The organism is Pedobacter sp., from assembly GCF_041662865.1.
Lineage (GTDB): Bacteria > Bacteroidota > Bacteroidia > Sphingobacteriales > Sphingobacteriaceae > Pedobacter.
In genome coordinates this window covers 1-16,632 of the sequence record NZ_JBAZRL010000062.1, presented here as the reverse complement: position 1 = coordinate 16,632, position 16,632 = coordinate 1, and the positions used below count along the sequence as shown (strand labels likewise).

The window sequence follows — 16,632 nt, the reverse complement described above, 5'->3', positions numbered from 1 at the left end:
CACCAACGCCAAAAGGTTATACTGAAATGTTAACTGGAAACGTACAAACAAAGCAAAAAATTGAAGGAATTGGCAGTAACAACTGGGCAGTTTCTGGTGCAAAAACAGCTTCAGGATATCCTATATTAGCAAATGATCCACACTTAGATTTAACACTACCATCTATTTGGTATCAAATTCAGTTACACGCACCTGGTTTAAATTCTTATGGGGTTTCTTTACCTGGCGCCCCCGGAATTATTATTGGATTTAATCAAAATATAGCTTGGGGTGTAACAAACGTGGCTGCAGATGTGCTAGATTTTTATCAGATTAAATTTAAAGACAACACACATAAAAACTATTGGTACAATAACGAATGGAAAAATACTAGTCAGCGGTTAGAAAAAATTAAAATTAGAGGTTCAGCGGATGAAATTGATACGGTTTATTACACGCATCAAGGACCTGTAGTATATTTCCAAAAGCCTAATTTTAGCAAAGCAAGTAATGTTCCGATTGGTAATGCTTTAAGATGGATTGCCCATGATAAATCGAATGAATTAATGACTTTCTATTATTTAAATAGAGGTAAAAATTATACAGATTATAGAAAAGCATTAACTTATTATACAGCACCAGCGCAAAATTTTGTTTTCGCAAGCGCTGATAATGATATTGCCATTACGCCAAATGGTAAATTCCCATTGAAATGGAAAGATCAAGGTAAATTTATTTTAGATGGTTCTGATCCTGGAAATGATTGGCATGGATGGATTCCTGCATCACAAAATCCGACAGTTAAAAACCCATCTCGTAATTTTGTGAGTTCTGCTAATCAGTCTTCAACAGATACAACTTATCCTTATTACATTAATTGGGAATTTTCGCCATATGAACGTGGAAAGAGAATTAACGATAGGCTTACTGCCATGACTAAAGCAAATGTTGATAGCATGCGAAATTTGCAAAGTGATTCATATAGTATAATTGCAGAAAATTTATTGCCTTACATTTTACCATTGGTTGATGCTACTCAACTAAATGCAACACAAAAAGAAGCTTTGAATATTACCACAAAGTGGAATAAGTTTTTTGAAGCTAAAGAAGTTGCTGCTAGTATTTTCGATTTATGGAATAAGCGATTAAACTACGATATTTGGGATGATGAATTTACTATCGCAAACATTCCAATGCGTTATCCATCAAGAGACCGTACAATAGAATTGATACAAAAAAATCCAAGCTCTAAATGGTTTGACAATGTAAAAACAAGTCAAAAAGAAACTTTAAAAGATTTAGTGAACGAATCCTTTAAATTTACATGTGATAGTTTAGAGAAAAAATATGGTGCTATCGGCAAAAACTGGAATTGGGGGAAAGTTAAAAACACCAATGTGCCACACTTAGCTAAAATTCCAGGTTTTGGTTCTAAAAAATTATTAATAGGTGGAGGAAAAAGCACAGTTAATGCATTAAGCGAAAGCAATGGTCCTTCGTGGCGAATGGTAATTGAATTAGGTAAAACACCTAAAGGTCATGGGGTTTATCCGGGCGGTCAATCTGGTAATCCAGGCAGTCCATTTTATGATAATATGCTTAATACGTGGGCTGAAGGTAAATTGTACGATTTATTCTTTATGCAATCTCCAGATGATAAATCAGGAAAAATAATTTCTCATTACAAAATTTCAAAAAAATAAATATGGTTTTTTTAGTCATCATTATAGCTTCTTTTTTACTACAAATGGTTTTGCCTTGGTGGGTAATTATCATCATATCTTTCGCCACTTGTGGTCTAATTGGTAAAACTGGAAAAATCTCTTTTTGGCAACCTTTTTTAGCGATTTTTGTGCTTTGGTTAGGAATGGCATTGTTTAAAAGTCTTCCAAATCATAATGTTTTAGTCACTCGTGTTGCTGAAATGTTAAGTGTTAAACTTTGGCCTTTAGTTTTATTAATTACCACTTTATTAGGTGGATTAGTGGCTGGGATTAGCGGCTATTGCGGTCATCATTTCAGAAAAGCAGTAATTAGCCTTAAAACACCTGCCTAAATCTATATTTCTTCGTATTTTTGTACAGTGAATATAAGTCCTGAACAAATTTTTTCTATCAATAATGAAGTCGCTTTTAATGAAGTGGCCTTAGCTATATTTCAGCATCAAGAAAAAAATTGCGAAGTATACCATGATTATATTCATCATCTAAAAATTGATTTAGCGTCAGTAAATAATTACAAAAAAGTTCCTTTTCTGCCTATTAGTTTCTTTAAAACTCACGAAGTTTTATGTTCAAACTTAAAACCCGAAATTGTTTTTAGCAGCTCTGGTACTACTGGGCAAATCACTAGTAAACATTTAGTTAGCAATGTAAATATTTACGAACAAAGCTTTAACAAAGCTTTCGAACAATTTTATGGCAACCCAATAGAGATTTGCATTTTGGCATTGCTTCCATCCTATTTAGAGCGAGAAGGTTCTTCTCTAATTTACATGGTTGACGATTTATTAAAACAAAGCAAACACCCACAAAGTGGATATTTTCTTCATAACCTTGATCAACTTTATACCACCTTATTAGAGTTAAAAAAAAATGGGCAAAAAACAATTCTAATTGGAGTTACGTATGCTTTATTAGATTTTGTAGAGCAGTTTGAAATTGATTTTCCAGAATTAATTATAATGGAAACTGGTGGAATGAAAGGCAAACGTAAGGAAATGGTTCGAGAAGAATTGCATGAAACTTTATATGCAGGTTTTGGTGTAAATCAGATTCACAGCGAATACGGAATGACCGAATTACTTTCGCAAGCCTATTCTTATGGTCAGGGAATTTTTAATTGCCCACGCTGGATGAAAATTTTATTGAGAGATACTTCAGACCCTTTAAGTTTACTTGAAAACAAACAAAGTGGAGGCATTAATGTAATCGATTTGGCAAATATTAATTCCTGCTCTTTTATTGCTACGCAGGATTTAGGGAAATTTCACCCGAATGGAGGTTTTGAAGTTTTGGGTAGGTTTGACAATGCAGATATTAGAGGTTGTAATCTTTTAGTACAGTAAATCCACAAAAAAATCCCATACTTTTCAGCATGGGATTAATTATGTTGTTTTAGATCACTCTGCGATTAGCAAGAAATAATTCTTCTTTCCTTTTTGAACAATAATAAATTGATTGTTGATTAAATCTTTTGTTGAATAAGTTGAAGTAATATCTGCAACCTTAGTTTTATTTATACTTAATCCTCCACCCTGAATAGTTTTTTTAACCTCTCCTTTTGATGGAAATACTATTGTTTTATCTGCTAAAAGTGTAGCAATATCAATCCCATTTGCAAGTTCAGACTTAGAAATCGTAAACTGCGGAACGCCTTCAAATATCTCTAACACATTTTTCGAATCTAACGTTTGTAAAAACTCTAAAGCTCCATTTACAAATAAAAATTCTGAAGTTTTAATAGCAGTTTCTAAAGCCTCTTTTGAATGCGTTCTAATTGTAATATCTTCAGCTAATGCTTTTTGTAAAATACGTAAATGTGGAGCGGCATCATGTTCTTGCTCTAATTTCTCTATCTCTTCCTGAGTTTTTAACGTGAAAATCCGTATCCATTTTTTCACATCATCATCTGAAGAATTTAACCAAAATTGATAAAATTTATAAGGAGAAGTTTTCTCAGCATCCAACCAAATAGCACCACTTTCTGTTTTACCAAACTTAGTTCCATCGGTTTTTTTAATTAGCTGAGTGGTAATCGCATACGCAGTTCCAGCATCTTTTCTTCTGATTAACTCTGTTCCCGTAACAATATTTCCCCACTGATCTGAACCGCCCATTTGAATTACACAATTATGATGTTTCCACAAATAATAGAAATCATACCCTTGTACTAATTGGTAACTAAATTCAGTAAACGACATACCTGTTTCACCTTCCAAGCGTTTTTTAACGCTATCTTTTGCCATCATATAGTTTACCGTAATGTGTTTACCAACATCACGAATAAAATCTAAAAAATTCATGTTTTTGAACCAATCGGCATTATTTACCATTTGAGCAGCATTCGCTCCAGTTCCAAAATCTAAAAAACGGCCTAATTGTATTTCCAGTTGTGCTAAATTGTGATTTAGTATCTCTGTCGTTAGCAAGTTACGTTCAGCAGATTTACCTGAAGGATCTCCAACCATACCCGTTGCACCACCGACCAAAGCCACTGGTTTATGTCCAGCTCTTTGAAAATGGATTAACGTCATAATTTGAGTTAAGTGTCCAACGTGTAAAGAATCTGCAGTCGGATCAAAGCCGATATAGCCCGCACACATGCCTTCATTCAGCTTATCTTCTGTATTTGGCATAATATCATGCAACATTCCTCTCCAACGCAATTCATCAACAAAATTTTTCATCAGTTATTATTTATTTTCAATGGCATTCAAGCTATCCTCATCACATTAAATACATTCAATATGATGATGATGGATGTCATTCAGTATTTATTTTAGCTTGCAAAGATAGTTTTTTAAGCAGAAAGGCCAAAGTTGAAACTGACCCTATCTTGATATTCCACACTAGCTACTTTATACTTTAACAATTATCTTTACGACATGAACTTCCTTTCGCATTTCTATTTTGAGAGAGAAAACCAAGATGAAAATATGGTTATCGGAACAGTTTTGCCCGACTTGGTTAAAAATGCAAACAAGGATTGGAATCTCTATCCTCAAAAAAAGGAAGCGCTTTTTGACGAAGATCATCGGTTAAATTCTTTTTTAAAAGGATGGAAAAGGCATTTAGAAGTCGATCTATTATTCCATTCATCTGGTTTTTTTAGCACTGAAACTTCAAAGCTCAAAAAATTACTTATCCCAATACTTCAAGATAGTCCTGTGCGCCCATCATTTTTAGCACATATTGGTGTAGAGTTAGTTTTAGATCATTTATTGGTCGAAGATAATATCATAAACATCAATTCATTTTATGATCATTTAAACAAAGTTGATGATGAGGTTCTAAACACTTTTTTAAAGAAATGCGGAAGTACAGACACCGATAAATTCTTTAGTTTTTTAAACAGTTTCAGATCAAGCAAATATTTATTAAGCTACCAAAAACTAGAAAATATCAGCTATGCTTTACAACGAATTTGTATGCGCTTATGGCCCCATCCTTTAAATGAAACAACTGTTGGATTATTAAATGAACAGTTAGCGATTTACAAAACTTCTATCGAAAAAGATTATCTATCCATTTTTAATGAAATAGGTAGCAAGCTTTTGAAAAAATAAGCTAGCGGTTTAAGCCGTTTTTTTATATTTGTTGTATGTCGATTTTTGCGGTAAAAGAACAAATGGATGCCTTAGTTGCTGAATTGAATCAGCATACCTATAATTATTATGTATTAGCGATGCCTACCATTGCCGATTATGAATTTGATCAAAAATTAGAGCTACTTGCTCAACTAGAAAAAGAATATCCAGAATTTGCTGATCCAAACTCTCCTACTCAAAAAGTTGGTGGCGACATTACCAAAAATTTCGTAACTGTAAAACACAAATGGCCCATGTTATCATTGGGTAATACCTATAATGAGCAAGATTTACGTGATTTTGATGAGCGTGTAAAAAAAGCCATAGGCGATGATTTTGAATACGTTTGTGAGCTGAAATTTGATGGACTATCGATTAGTTTAACCTATGAAAATGGAGTTTTATCGAGAGCAGTTACCCGTGGTGATGGTACACAAGGCGATGATGTAACCACAAATATTAAGACAATTCATACCATTCCACATCAAGTAAAAGGAGAAAATATTCCTGAAGTTTTCGAAATTCGGGGTGAAGTTTTTATGCACCGTGCGGCATTTGACCGTTTAAATAAAGAACGTGAAGAATTAGGCGAAGTTCCTTATGCAAACCCACGAAATTTTGCGAGTGGAACTGTAAAAATGCAAGACTCTAAAGAGGTACGCAAACGCCCATTAGATTGTTTTTTGTATGCGCTTTATAGCGATAAACAATTATTTAAAACACATTGGGAAAGTTTACAAACTGTAAAAAATTGGGGATTTAACATTTCTGAACACAGTAAACTGAGCCCAAACATGACTGATGTTCTAGATTTTATTGCGTATTGGGAAGAACATCGCTTCAAATTAAGTTATGATATCGATGGTATTGTAATTAAAGTAAATAGTTATGCACAACAACAGGAATTAGGTTTTACAGCTAAATCGCCCCGTTGGGCAATTTCATATAAATACAAAGCTGCCGAAGTACAAACTGTTTTAGAAAAAGTTACCTATCAGGTTGGAAGAACTGGAGCAGTGACACCTGTTGCTAATCTTAAGCCTGTTTTATTGGCTGGTACAACTGTTAAACGAGCAACTTTGCATAATGCAGATGAGATTATCCGATTAGATTTACACGAAAATGATACTGTTTTTGTAGAAAAAGGCGGAGAGATTATACCCAAAATAATTAAGGTAAATCTGAATTTGAGAAAGCCGAATTCTCAACCAATCGTTTATTTAACACATTGCCCAGAGTGCGGCACAGCATTAATTAGAAAAGAAGGAGAAGTTGCATTTTATTGCCCAAATGACGAAGGTTGTCCGCCACAAATTGTGGGTAAAATACAGCATTTTATTGGCCGAAAAGCGATGAATATTGATGGATTAGGTGATGAAACCATAGAAACTTTTTATCAAAGAGGATTAGTTGCTCACATTAGCGATTTATATGCATTACATGAAAAAGCCGATGAACTTAAGTTAATAGAGCGGTTTGGTGAAAAATCGATAGAAAATATGCTAAAAGGCATTGAAAACTCTAAACAAATGCCTTTTGAAAAAGTACTTTTTGGATTAGGAATAAGATATGTTGGTGAAACAGTAGCTAAAAAATTAGCCAAAGGTTTAAAAAACATAGACAACTTGGCAAATGCATCACTTGAAGAATTAACAGCTGTTGATGAAATTGGAGGTCGTATTGCAGAAAGTATACAGGAATATTTTAGCAAGGCAGATCATATAAAGCAATTAGAATTACTAAAAGCTGCTGGTTTACAATTTGAAGTAGAAGAAAAAACAATAGTCTATCAAAGTGATAGATTATTAGGAAAAACTTTTGTAATTTCGGGCGTTTTCGAAAAGTTCAACAGAGAAGAATTAAAGACACTTATTGAAGAAAACGGCGGTAAAATTCTTAGTGGAATTTCGGCTAAGTTAAATTATCTAGTCGCCGGCGATAACATGGGACCTTCCAAACTAGAAAAGGCAACGAAATTAAATGTTACTTTAATTAGTGAAGACGAATTGTTAATGTTACTCGAATAAAAATATCAGGACATAGTTTTGATGCTGAATAAATAATTGACTAATTAAAAAAATGAACAAATTTCACGGTACTGGTGTGGCCTTAGTTACACCTTTTAACACAGATGGAACGGTAGATTATCAGGGTTTAAAAAAACTGATTAATCACTTGGTTGATGGAGGTATAGATTACCTTGTATCCTTAGGTACAACAGGTGAAACTGCTACATTAAACAAGGAAGAGAAGAAGAAAGTGTGGGATTTTACTGCTGAAATTAACAACGGTCGTTTACCCTTAGTTGCTGGTATAGGTGGCAATGATACTTTAGCCATCGGCGAAACCATAAAAACATTTGAGAACAACAATTATAGCGCTGTACTTTCTGTTAGTCCTTATTATAGCAAACCAACGCAAGAAGGAATATATCAACATTACAAATATCTGAGCGAATTAAGCGAATTGCCAATCATTTTATATAATGTACCAGGTCGTACCGGAAGTAATATGAGTGCAGAGACTACCTGTCGTTTAGCGCATGATTTTAAAAATGTAATTGCAACGAAAGAAGCATCTGGCAGTTTTGAACAATTTAATCAGATTATAAGAGATAAACCTGCAGATTTTCTATTAATTTCTGGAGATGATCCAATTGCCTTACCGATGATTTCAATTGGTGCAGTTGGTGTAATTTCTGTAATTGGAAATGCATTGCCTCAACAATTATCATCAATGGTTAATCTTTGTTTGCAGGGAGGTTTTTCAAAAGCATTACCAGCACATTTAAGTTTATTAGAAATAACACGATTGATGTTTGCAGAAGGAAATCCTGCTGGGGTAAAAGCCACATTAAAACAATTAAATATTTGTGATGATGTTGTAAGGCTTCCTCTTGTTAAAGCTTCTGCGTCGCTTAATAAAAGCTTGGCTGTACAATTGGAAAATCTATCTGTATCGTTATAATTTCAAAAAGTTACTATATAAAAAAAGCGCCTCGGTTATGGGCGCTTTTCTTTTTAAACAAGAATGCTAATTAAGCTTTGTTTTTAGTTTCTTGAATCTCTAAACGAATGCTTTGAGCTAAGTTTTTAAGATCTTGCATACCTTTACGCACACGTGTACCTGCTGCGCTGTTTGCTTTGTTGTAGAATTTGTCTGCATCAGCTTCTAAAGCTGCAACAAGTGCTTTTACGTCATTAAATTTTTTCATTTTTTAATTACTCCTTTTTAGTTTTTTTTAAGGTTTTGATTAATACTCTATACTAAAGTAAGAGGTTTATTTTAATAAAAAAATTTTTGCAACAATAAAAAAGTGCTTAAACACCTGTTTTTTTCCACATTTTAGGTGGTTATAAACAACTGAGGTATTGAAAAATATAGTTATTCGATTGATTTACAGCTATTTATGATAATTATAAAATAAAAATGCCCTCTACAGTATTGTGAGGGCATTTTTATATTTTATTCTGTGGCTGAGAATTTATTCTCTTTATAATATCCACTTTTTAGTTTTTCGGATACTTCACTAAAGGCATCGAGTGTTCGTTGTACATCTTCCATTGTGTGTACTGCTGTAGGAATAAGTCTTAGCTCAATCATCCCCTTTGGTATAACTGGATATACTACAATAGAGCAGAAAATACCATAATTTTCACGTAAATCCATTGTTAAAGCGGTAGCTTCTAATAATTCGCCTTTTAAGAAAACCGGAGTAACTACAGTATCTGTAACGCCGATATCAAAACCACGTTCTTTTAATCCTTGCTGTAAGGTTGTAGCAACTTTCCACAGTTTTTCTCTTAACTCTGGGTTATTTTTCAACAACTCTAAACGTTTCAACAAACCAATTACCATTGGCATTGGTAATGCTTTAGCAAATGTTTGAGAACGTAAATTATATCTAAAGTAGTTTGTTAATTCTTCAGTTGAGGCAACAAATCCACCAATACCAGCCATAGATTTAGCAAATGTTCCAAAATAAACATCTACACCATCAATACAATCTTGAGCTTCGTGTGTACCTGCACCAGTTGGACCCATTGTACCGAAACCATGTGCATCGTCAATTAACAAACGGAAATTAAAATCCTTTTTAAGTTCGATGATTTCTTTTAATTTACCCTGAGCTCCAGACATTCCGAAAACACCTTCAGTAATTACTAAAATACCGCCTCCCGTTTGCTCTGCTAATTTAGTAGCTCTTTCTAATTGCTTACGACAATCTGCAATATTATTGTGTTTATATACAAAACGTTTGCCCATGTGTAAGCGCAAACCGTCCACAATACATGCATGCGATTCACCATCGTATACAACAACATCGTTTCTATCTACCAAAGCATCAATAATAGAAACCATACCTTGATAACCGTAGTTTAACACAAATGCATCTTCCTTACCAACAAATGTTGCTAACTCTTGCTCTAACTGCTCGTGATATTTAGAGTTACCAGACATCATACGTGCACCCATTGGGTAAGCCATACCAAATTCTGCTGCACCTTTTGCATCCGCTTCTCTAACTTCTGGGTGATTAGCAAGGCCTAAATAGTTGTTTAAACTCCAAACCAAATGCTCTTTACCTCTAAAATTCATGTGTGGTGCAATCTCTCCCTCTAATTTAGGAAAAGAGAAATATCCATGAGACCATTTTTGGTGTTGCCCGATTGGGCCCATGCGTTTTGCTACTTTATCGAAAATATCCAATGTTATCTGTTTTTAGTGTTATCTGTTTTTGTGGTGCAAATTTACGCTTAAAATACCTATTTAACAACTCATTAAAGGCAGATTTATAGCACAAAAAAAGCCTTAGCAATTTTCATTGTTAAGGCTTCGTATATTTATTTATTTGGTTTATTAATCAACGTTATCGTGTAAAAATGAATTATTTGGTCTAATTTCTGTCGATCCATCTTCATCATTACTTAAAGTAAATCTTGAAACTTGCGATTCTGAAGAATGTTGAACCTGCTGTAATTGCATTTGCTTACGCTTATAAGCCGGCTCATTTTCTAATTCTTGTAAACCATTTGTTGTACGCAATTTCATGCTCAAATCTTTCAGTCTTAAAATTCTCTCTTTGGATTTCTTTAACTGATCTTCAATTGATTCATCATTTTTATCATCATCTGCACCAACTTCCTCTATTTCTGCAATTGGTTCTGGAATACTAATTTCTTCTTCAAATTCAAATTCTGCAACTGGAGTTTCAAATACGAAATCAGTTTCTGAAAGCTTTACTTCAAATTCGAAACCTGCTTCTTGTGCAGTTTCAGCAATTGGAGCTTCTTCTTCTACTGTTAACTGGTGAACAATAGTTAAGTTTTCTTCTTCTTCTACTTTAGGTGCTCTATTTATGTTAAATAAGTCTCCAAACAAATCAGATTGTTTTGGCTCATCTTGTACTTTTAAAACAGGCTCATCACTTACAACTTCTTGTTTAGCTTCAATAAAAGAATTTACTGGTTCAACCGGTCTAACTAATGGCGCTTCTTCAGGAGTTAATAAGGAGATTTTTTTAACATTTTGCTTATCTTTTGCTCTTTGTTCTGTGGTTTGAAAGCCAGTAGCAATAATAGTTACTGATAATTTATCACCTAAATTTTCATCAATACAATTACCCCAAATTAAATCGGCAGAAAGACCTGCTTTATCTTGTATGTAATCTGTAATGATGGTAACCTCATCCATAGTTACTTCACGTAGACCAGAACTGATGTTTAATAAAATATACCTAGCACCTTCAATTTCATTATCTTTTAGTAATGGAGATGCTAAAGCACCTTCTACTGCCGCTAAAGCACGATTTTCGCCTTCTGCTGCGTAGCTACCCATTATCGATACACCACTGTCTTTCATAACAGTGCGTACATCTTTAAAATCAACGTTGATATAACCAGGAACTGTGATAATTTCTGCAATGCCTTTTGCGGCAGTAGTTAAAATATCATCCGCTTGTGCGAAAGCTGAACCTAAAGTTAAGTTTCCAAAAATTTCACGCAATCTATCGTTCGAAATTACAAGATATGAATCAACGTATTTTTTTAACTCATCTAAACCATCATCAGCTTGCATTTTACGTCTTTTACCTTCAAATGCAAAAGGTGTAGTGATAATAGCAACTGTTAAAATATCAAGTTCTTTTGCAGCTTGTGCAATAATTGGACTAGCGCCTGTACCTGTACCACCGCCCATACCAGCAGTTATAAAAAGCATTTTGGTTGTACTACCTAGCATTGCTTTAATATCGTCTATATTTTCAATAGCCGAGTTTTTTCCAACTTCTGGAATTGAGCCTGCACCCATTCCTTCGGTTAAGCTAGAACCTAATTGTACCTTATTAGGAATTGGGCTAAACTCCAATGCTTGCGCATCAGTATTACAAATAATAAAGTCTACACCAGTAATTCCTTGACGGTACATATGGTTTACCGCATTACCTCCACCGCCACCAACACCAATTACTTTGATGATTGACGACTTATCTTTTAACATTTCGAACTTCATATCGTTATGAATCAGTTGTTTAAAAATTGAAATTTTCTGTTCATCTCTTTTGTAATATTAACACTTTTTTAACAGGCGTTTTCCACAAGTGTTAATAATGTGGAAAAATCCTGATTTGTGGAAAAATATTACGGTTTAATGTAATCTTCGTCGCTTACATTCATATCATCCTTGATGAAATCTGTTGTTTTTTTCAGTAGTTTATCAAATAATCCACCACTGCGTTTTACTTTTTCTTTTGCAGCAGTAGGTTGCTCTACAAAAACTCCTGGTTGCTTCATTTCTTCCAACAATTCTTCGGCCTTTTGAATTCCTTTGATCAACAAACCAACACTAGTTGCATACATTGGGCTTTTCAAATCATCATAAATTGTTTTCGGCATATCTTCGTATTTAGATAAATGCTCGTTCGGATATCCCACACGGCAATCTAATCCAGTCACGTATTCTACTAATTGGTTTAGATGCTTTAATAACGCTCCACCACCAGTAATTACTACACCGCCAATCAATTTTTTCTCATAGCCAGAAGATTTAATTTCGTAATAAACATGCTCAACTATCTCTTCCATACGGGCTTGGATGACATATGCTAAGTTTTTTACAGAAATTTCTTTTGGCTCTCTACCTCTTAATCCTGGCACACAAATAATTTCATTTTCTTTATTTTCTTCAGCCAATGCTGATCCAAAACGAGTTTTTAACAACTCTGCTTGGTTACGCATTACTGAACAACCTTCTCTAATATCTTCGGTTACGCTATTACCACCAAATGGGATAACTGCCGTGTGGCGAATAATTCCTTCGTGGAAAATTGCAATATCTGTAGTACCACCACCAATATCAACCAAACAAACACCTGCTTCTTTTTCTTCGTCGCTCAACACCGATTCTGAAGATGCAAGAGGCTCTAAAATAAGCTCTTGTGTTTGTAAACCTGCATTGGTTACACAACGCATAATATTTTTAACTGCAGTTACCTGACCAGAAATAATATGGAAATTCGCTTCTAAACGAACTCCTGCCATACCGATTGGGTCTTTAATACCTGGTTCATTATCAATGGTAAATTCTTGGGGCAATACATGAATAATTTCTTCGCCAGGGGGCATAACCAGCTTAAACATATCATCTACCAATTTGTCGATGTCTTTTTTGCTTATCTCATTGTTTAGCTCTCTACGCGTTAAAATTCCACGATGTTGCAAACTCTTAATATGCTGACCAGCAATACCTACGTTTACTACACGAATTTCTACATTAGATTGACCACTTGCCAATTCTACTGCCGAGGCAATTCCTTGAACAGTTTTTTGAATATTGGAAACCACACCGCGAGTTACACCAGCAGATTCTGCTTTTCCAATACCTAAAACTTCAATTTTATCGTGTTGTGTTCTGCGGCCCACAATAACACAAATCTTTGTTGTACCAATGTCTAATCCTACTACGATTGGAGATTGAATGGTAGATTTTTCTTTGCCCATAACTTTATTATTTTGTTGAGTTTGTTATTTATTTTTCTTGGTATCTGTTTTCTCTTTTGTTGTAGCAACTTGCTTAGGTTTTTCCTTAGCAGCTACTGTTTTTGCAGGAGTTGTGTTTGCTTTGGCAACTGTTTTTTCTGCAGGTTTCTCTTTTGTACTACCTGATTTTACAACAGGTGGTGCACTAACTTTTGGTGTTACTTTCTTAGTTGCTGCAACATCAGCTGTTGCCTTTTTAATCTCATCTTGTATAGCATCCTTTATCAACGAATCAACTTCTTTTTTAGCTACAACTGTACTATCAATAACTGCAACTGGAACTGATTTTTTAACTGCTAACGAATCGTATTTTTCACAAACAATTTGATTAATGTATTTTAAATTGATGGTTTTATACGCATTCCAACCAACCAATGGCATCGCCTGTTTATAAAAAGCCAGTAGATTATTCATTTTGGTTTCTAGCGAATCGGCATTCCCCAAAATAATGCGTTGATTTCCTACACGAGGAATTAACTCTATATCGCTTTTCTCATTCACATACATTTGCTCAATTTGCGCATCCCATAATGTATCTTTCTTTATAAACAAAGCTGCTTTGTATAAATCTGAAGCTAGTGGCGTAAATAAAGTATCAACTTTACCTCCAAAGCCCTCTAATATATTTCCCGTAGCAACCAAAACATTCGCGGTAAAGTTTGGCGACATTGGCATCTTCAAACCATCACTATCAATGTAATAATCTTGTCCACCAGCGTTTAAAATTCTTAACACCGGTTGACGTTGTTTAACTTCAATATTTATAACTCCATTCATATCTGCATAAATTTTTGCAAATGCGATATATGGGTTAGCTTTTAATGTTTTTTCAATTTGATGAATATTGATCTGCTCTAAATTACGTCCTATTAATTCTCCTTGGCTTTGTTTTAAAATTGCATCTATTTCTTCTCTTTCAATAAAGTTATCCGCTCCTGGTATTAATATTTTAACATTAGTGCATTTTACTTCATGTTTTTTAATTTCAATAAAACTCATCAACACAACCACTCCTGCTAAGCAAACAAGCCAAGCAAATCCTTTAAAAATCACTTTCCAATTTATTCTTTTAAGCATGATTTAAAGCATTTTTTAACGGTTCTACCAATGTATCAATATCTCCTGCACCAACAGTCAAAAGTAGCTCAGGATTTTTGTTCTTTATATGTTGCACCACCGAATCTTTTCCACATAATTCTTTGTTTATAATCGTAATTTTATCTAGTAACATTTGCGAATTAACCCCTTCAATTGGTAATTCTCTCGCTGGATAGATTTCTAATAAAATAACATCGTCAGCTGTGCTTAAAACTTTTGCAAAATCATCAGCAAAATCACGTGTACGCGTAAATAGATGAGGCTGAAATATTACAGTTAATTTCTTTTCAGGATGTAATTGTTTCACTGCATCAAAACATGCTCTTAATTCTTCAGGATGATGTGCGTAATCATCAATATAAATATGTTTTAGTGTACTTACTTGTATTTCAAATCTGCGTTTTACCCCTTTAAATGAAGCAACTGCTTTTTTAATACTTTTTGGATGAATACCTAAACTCAAGGCAACACCAATTGCGGCAACCGCATTTTCTACATTATGCTTGCCCGGCATTGCCAAGTTTAATTCTTTAATTTTCGTATAGCCATCTTCGAAATCGAAAACAAAATTCCCATTTTCTACATGAATATTACTTGCCCTTAATGCAGCGTTTTCGGTTGCGCTATATGTTATTCCATCTAAAGGCAAACCATCTTTAACAAATAATTTCCCATCTGTTTTTAACTGATTTGCAAATAAGTGAAATGATTCGTGCAAATGACTTTCATCTCCATAAATATCCAAATGATCTGCATCCATGGAGGTTACAACAGCTACATCTGGATGAAGTGTTAAGAAAGAACGATCGTATTCATCAGCCTCTACAACTACTACATTATTTTTTCCGAATAAAACATTGCTGTTATAATTACTTGTTATACCACCTAAAAATGCAGTACAGCCAAAACCTGTATCTGTTAACAGATGCGCAATCATTGATGAAGTTGTAGTTTTTCCATGTGTACCTGCAACTGCAATACAAAACATACCTTGACTAATAATTCCTAAAACTTCAGAACGTTTCTTTAAACTAAAACCATTGTTTTTAAAATGATTTAGGATGTTAGAATTTTTAGGAATTGCCGGTGTATAAACCACCAACGTATCATCATGATTCTTTTGAAAGCAAATTGAAACTGCAGATTCTTCGTCTAAATAGGTAATCAAAATTCCTTCACGCTCCAACTCAATTGTTAAATTAGTTCGAGTTTTATCATATCCACAAACCACAACACCACGTTTAGCAAAATAGCGAGCAAGCGCACTCATACCGATACCACCGATACCCACAAAATACACCCTATTTATATTTGCCAACTCCATTTTATGATCTATTAACTAATTTCAATACTTCTTCTGCAATAATTATGTCGGCATCTTTTAATGCCATTTTACCTATATTTTCACTCAGTGATTTACAACGTGTTGTATTTTCTAATAATTTCAACGCTTCGGCAACTAAAGTATCTTCAGCCGAGCGATCGTTAATTAAAATTGCTGCATCATTTTTAACCAATGCTATTGCATTTTTCGTTTGATGATCTTCTGCAACATTTGGAGATGGTACTAAAATCACCGGTTTTTTAATCAAACACAGTTCCGCAATTGTTCCTGCACCAGCTCTAGAAATAATTAAATCTGCGGCAGCGTAGGCTAAATCCATTTTATTTAAAAACTCCAAAATGCAAACATTCGGATGGTAGTCTAAACCCAATCTCTCGATAATGCCTTTGTAATAAAATTTACCTGTTTGCCATACTATTTGCACATCTTGTGCGATAATTTCTGACAAATGTTTCTCAATACTTTTATTTAATGTTCCAGCGCCTAAACTTCCACCAGTAATTAATATCGTTTTCTTTAAAGGATCTAATTTTAACAATTCTGCACCTGCATGATGTTTTCCTTCAATATCAACTATGTTTGTTCTAACAGGATTTCCAGTTTTCAATAGTTTATCTGCTGGAAAAAATACTTCCATACCATCAAATGCGATACAAATTTTAGCTGCATTTTTACCTAACAACTTATTGGTTATACCTGCGTATGAATTTTGTTCCTGTATCAAATACGGGATTTTCTTTAACGACGCAACATACAATAATGGTCCAGAAGCATAACCCCCAACTCCAACAACTGCATCTGGTTTGAAATCCGAAATTAATTTCATCGCCTTGCGCACACTTGAAATTACTTTAAAAGGCAAATTC

At 34.1% G+C, this 16,632-nt stretch carries 14 protein-coding genes; 6 read left to right on the top strand and 8 right to left on the bottom strand.

The features are described from left to right. From WC622_RS14980 to WC622_RS14970, 3 genes are all read left to right on the top strand, one after another. The coding region (locus WC622_RS14980) for a penicillin acylase family protein (RefSeq protein ID WP_372820512.1) at nt 1–1,682 on the top strand (1,682 nt) is incomplete at its 5' end. Nucleotides 1,683–1,684: 2 nt separating this feature from the next. Further along, the gene (locus WC622_RS14975) at nt 1,685–2,035 is read left to right on the top strand and encodes a hypothetical protein (RefSeq protein WP_372820511.1); all 351 of its coding nucleotides are present in this window, start codon (nt 1,685–1,687) and stop codon (nt 2,033–2,035) included. A gap of 27 nt (nt 2,036–2,062) precedes the next feature. Next, a complete protein-coding gene (locus tag WC622_RS14970) occupies nt 2,063–3,046 on the top strand; it encodes an acyl transferase (RefSeq protein WP_372820510.1) in 984 nt (327 codons plus the stop codon). 54 nt (nt 3,047–3,100) lie between these two features. On the opposite strand, the gene tyrS is transcribed toward WC622_RS14970, so the two are convergent. Beyond that, entirely contained in the window at nt 3,101–4,387 is a 1,287-nt protein-coding gene (gene tyrS, locus WC622_RS14965) for a tyrosine--tRNA ligase (protein WP_372820509.1), read from the bottom strand. Between the two features lie 198 nt (nt 4,388–4,585). Between tyrS and WC622_RS14960 the strand changes: the two genes are divergently transcribed. From WC622_RS14960 to dapA, 3 genes are read left to right on the top strand one after another with little or no spacing between them, the layout of a single operon-like run. Continuing rightward, nucleotides 4,586–5,266, top strand: a complete 681-nt coding sequence (locus tag WC622_RS14960; protein WP_372820508.1) for a hypothetical protein — start codon at nt 4,586–4,588, stop codon at nt 5,264–5,266. A gap of 35 nt (nt 5,267–5,301) precedes the next feature. Then, nucleotides 5,302–7,314, top strand: coding sequence for an NAD-dependent DNA ligase LigA (gene ligA / locus WC622_RS14955; protein ID WP_372820507.1), 2,013 nt, complete (start codon nt 5,302–5,304; stop codon nt 7,312–7,314). Nucleotides 7,315–7,366: 52 nt separating this feature from the next. Continuing rightward, the gene (gene dapA, locus WC622_RS14950) at nt 7,367–8,254 is read left to right on the top strand and encodes a 4-hydroxy-tetrahydrodipicolinate synthase (protein WP_372820506.1); all 888 of its coding nucleotides are present in this window, start codon (nt 7,367–7,369) and stop codon (nt 8,252–8,254) included. Between the two features lie 70 nt (nt 8,255–8,324). On the opposite strand, the gene WC622_RS14945 is transcribed toward dapA, so the two are convergent. The 7 genes from WC622_RS14945 to WC622_RS14915 form a co-directional block, all read right to left on the bottom strand. Further along, a complete protein-coding gene (locus WC622_RS14945) occupies nt 8,325–8,501 on the bottom strand; it encodes a hypothetical protein (RefSeq protein WP_055130261.1) in 177 nt (58 codons plus the stop codon). 251 nt (nt 8,502–8,752) lie between these two features. Further along, on the bottom strand, nt 8,753–9,997 hold the full coding sequence (locus WC622_RS14940; protein ID WP_372820505.1) for an aminotransferase class I/II-fold pyridoxal phosphate-dependent enzyme: 1,245 nt from the start codon (nt 9,995–9,997) through the stop codon (nt 8,753–8,755). Nucleotides 9,998–10,147: 150 nt separating this feature from the next. Further along, nucleotides 10,148–11,797, bottom strand: coding sequence for a cell division protein FtsZ (ftsZ, locus tag WC622_RS14935; protein ID WP_372820504.1), 1,650 nt, complete (start codon nt 11,795–11,797; stop codon nt 10,148–10,150). A gap of 128 nt (nt 11,798–11,925) precedes the next feature. After that, nucleotides 11,926–13,284 (bottom strand): cell division protein FtsA, encoded by a 1,359-nt coding sequence (ftsA, locus tag WC622_RS14930; protein ID WP_372820503.1) that lies wholly within the window; start codon nt 13,282–13,284, stop codon nt 11,926–11,928. A 24-nt stretch (nt 13,285–13,308) separates the two neighbouring features. Beyond that, nucleotides 13,309–14,400: a cell division protein FtsQ gene (locus tag WC622_RS14925; RefSeq protein ID WP_372820502.1), complete on the bottom strand. Its 1,092-nt coding sequence runs from the start codon at nt 14,398–14,400 to the stop codon at nt 13,309–13,311. After that, nucleotides 14,393–15,745, bottom strand: coding sequence for a UDP-N-acetylmuramate--L-alanine ligase (gene murC, locus WC622_RS14920; protein ID WP_372820501.1), 1,353 nt, complete (start codon nt 15,743–15,745; stop codon nt 14,393–14,395). The genes WC622_RS14925 and murC overlap by 8 nt, the downstream gene beginning before the upstream one ends. A 1-nt stretch (nt 15,746) precedes the next feature. After that, a partial coding sequence (locus WC622_RS14915; RefSeq protein WP_372820500.1) for a glycosyltransferase occupies nt 15,747–16,632 on the bottom strand: 886 nt, incomplete at its 5' end.

Bases quoted from the DNA above. Each gene is read 5' to 3' on its own strand.
- WC622_RS14975 (WP_372820511.1), top strand. From the start codon at position 1,685: ATGGTTTTTTTAGTCATCATTATAGCTTCTTTTTTACTACAAATGGTT.
- tyrS (WP_372820509.1), bottom strand. From the start codon at position 4,387: ATGAAAAATTTTGTTGATGAATTGCGTTGGAGAGGAATGTTGCATGAT.
- WC622_RS14960 (WP_372820508.1), top strand. From the start codon at position 4,586: ATGAACTTCCTTTCGCATTTCTATTTTGAGAGAGAAAACCAAGATGAA.
- ligA (WP_372820507.1), top strand. From the start codon at position 5,302: ATGTCGATTTTTGCGGTAAAAGAACAAATGGATGCCTTAGTTGCTGAA.
- dapA (WP_372820506.1), top strand. From the start codon at position 7,367: ATGAACAAATTTCACGGTACTGGTGTGGCCTTAGTTACACCTTTTAAC.
- WC622_RS14945 (WP_055130261.1), bottom strand. From the start codon at position 8,501: ATGAAAAAATTTAATGACGTAAAAGCACTTGTTGCAGCTTTAGAAGCT.
- ftsZ (WP_372820504.1), bottom strand. From the start codon at position 11,797: ATGAAGTTCGAAATGTTAAAAGATAAGTCGTCAATCATCAAAGTAATT.
- ftsA (WP_372820503.1), bottom strand. From the start codon at position 13,284: ATGGGCAAAGAAAAATCTACCATTCAATCTCCAATCGTAGTAGGATTA.
- WC622_RS14925 (WP_372820502.1), bottom strand. From the start codon at position 14,400: ATGCTTAAAAGAATAAATTGGAAAGTGATTTTTAAAGGATTTGCTTGG.
- murC (WP_372820501.1), bottom strand. From the start codon at position 15,745: ATGGAGTTGGCAAATATAAATAGGGTGTATTTTGTGGGTATCGGTGGT.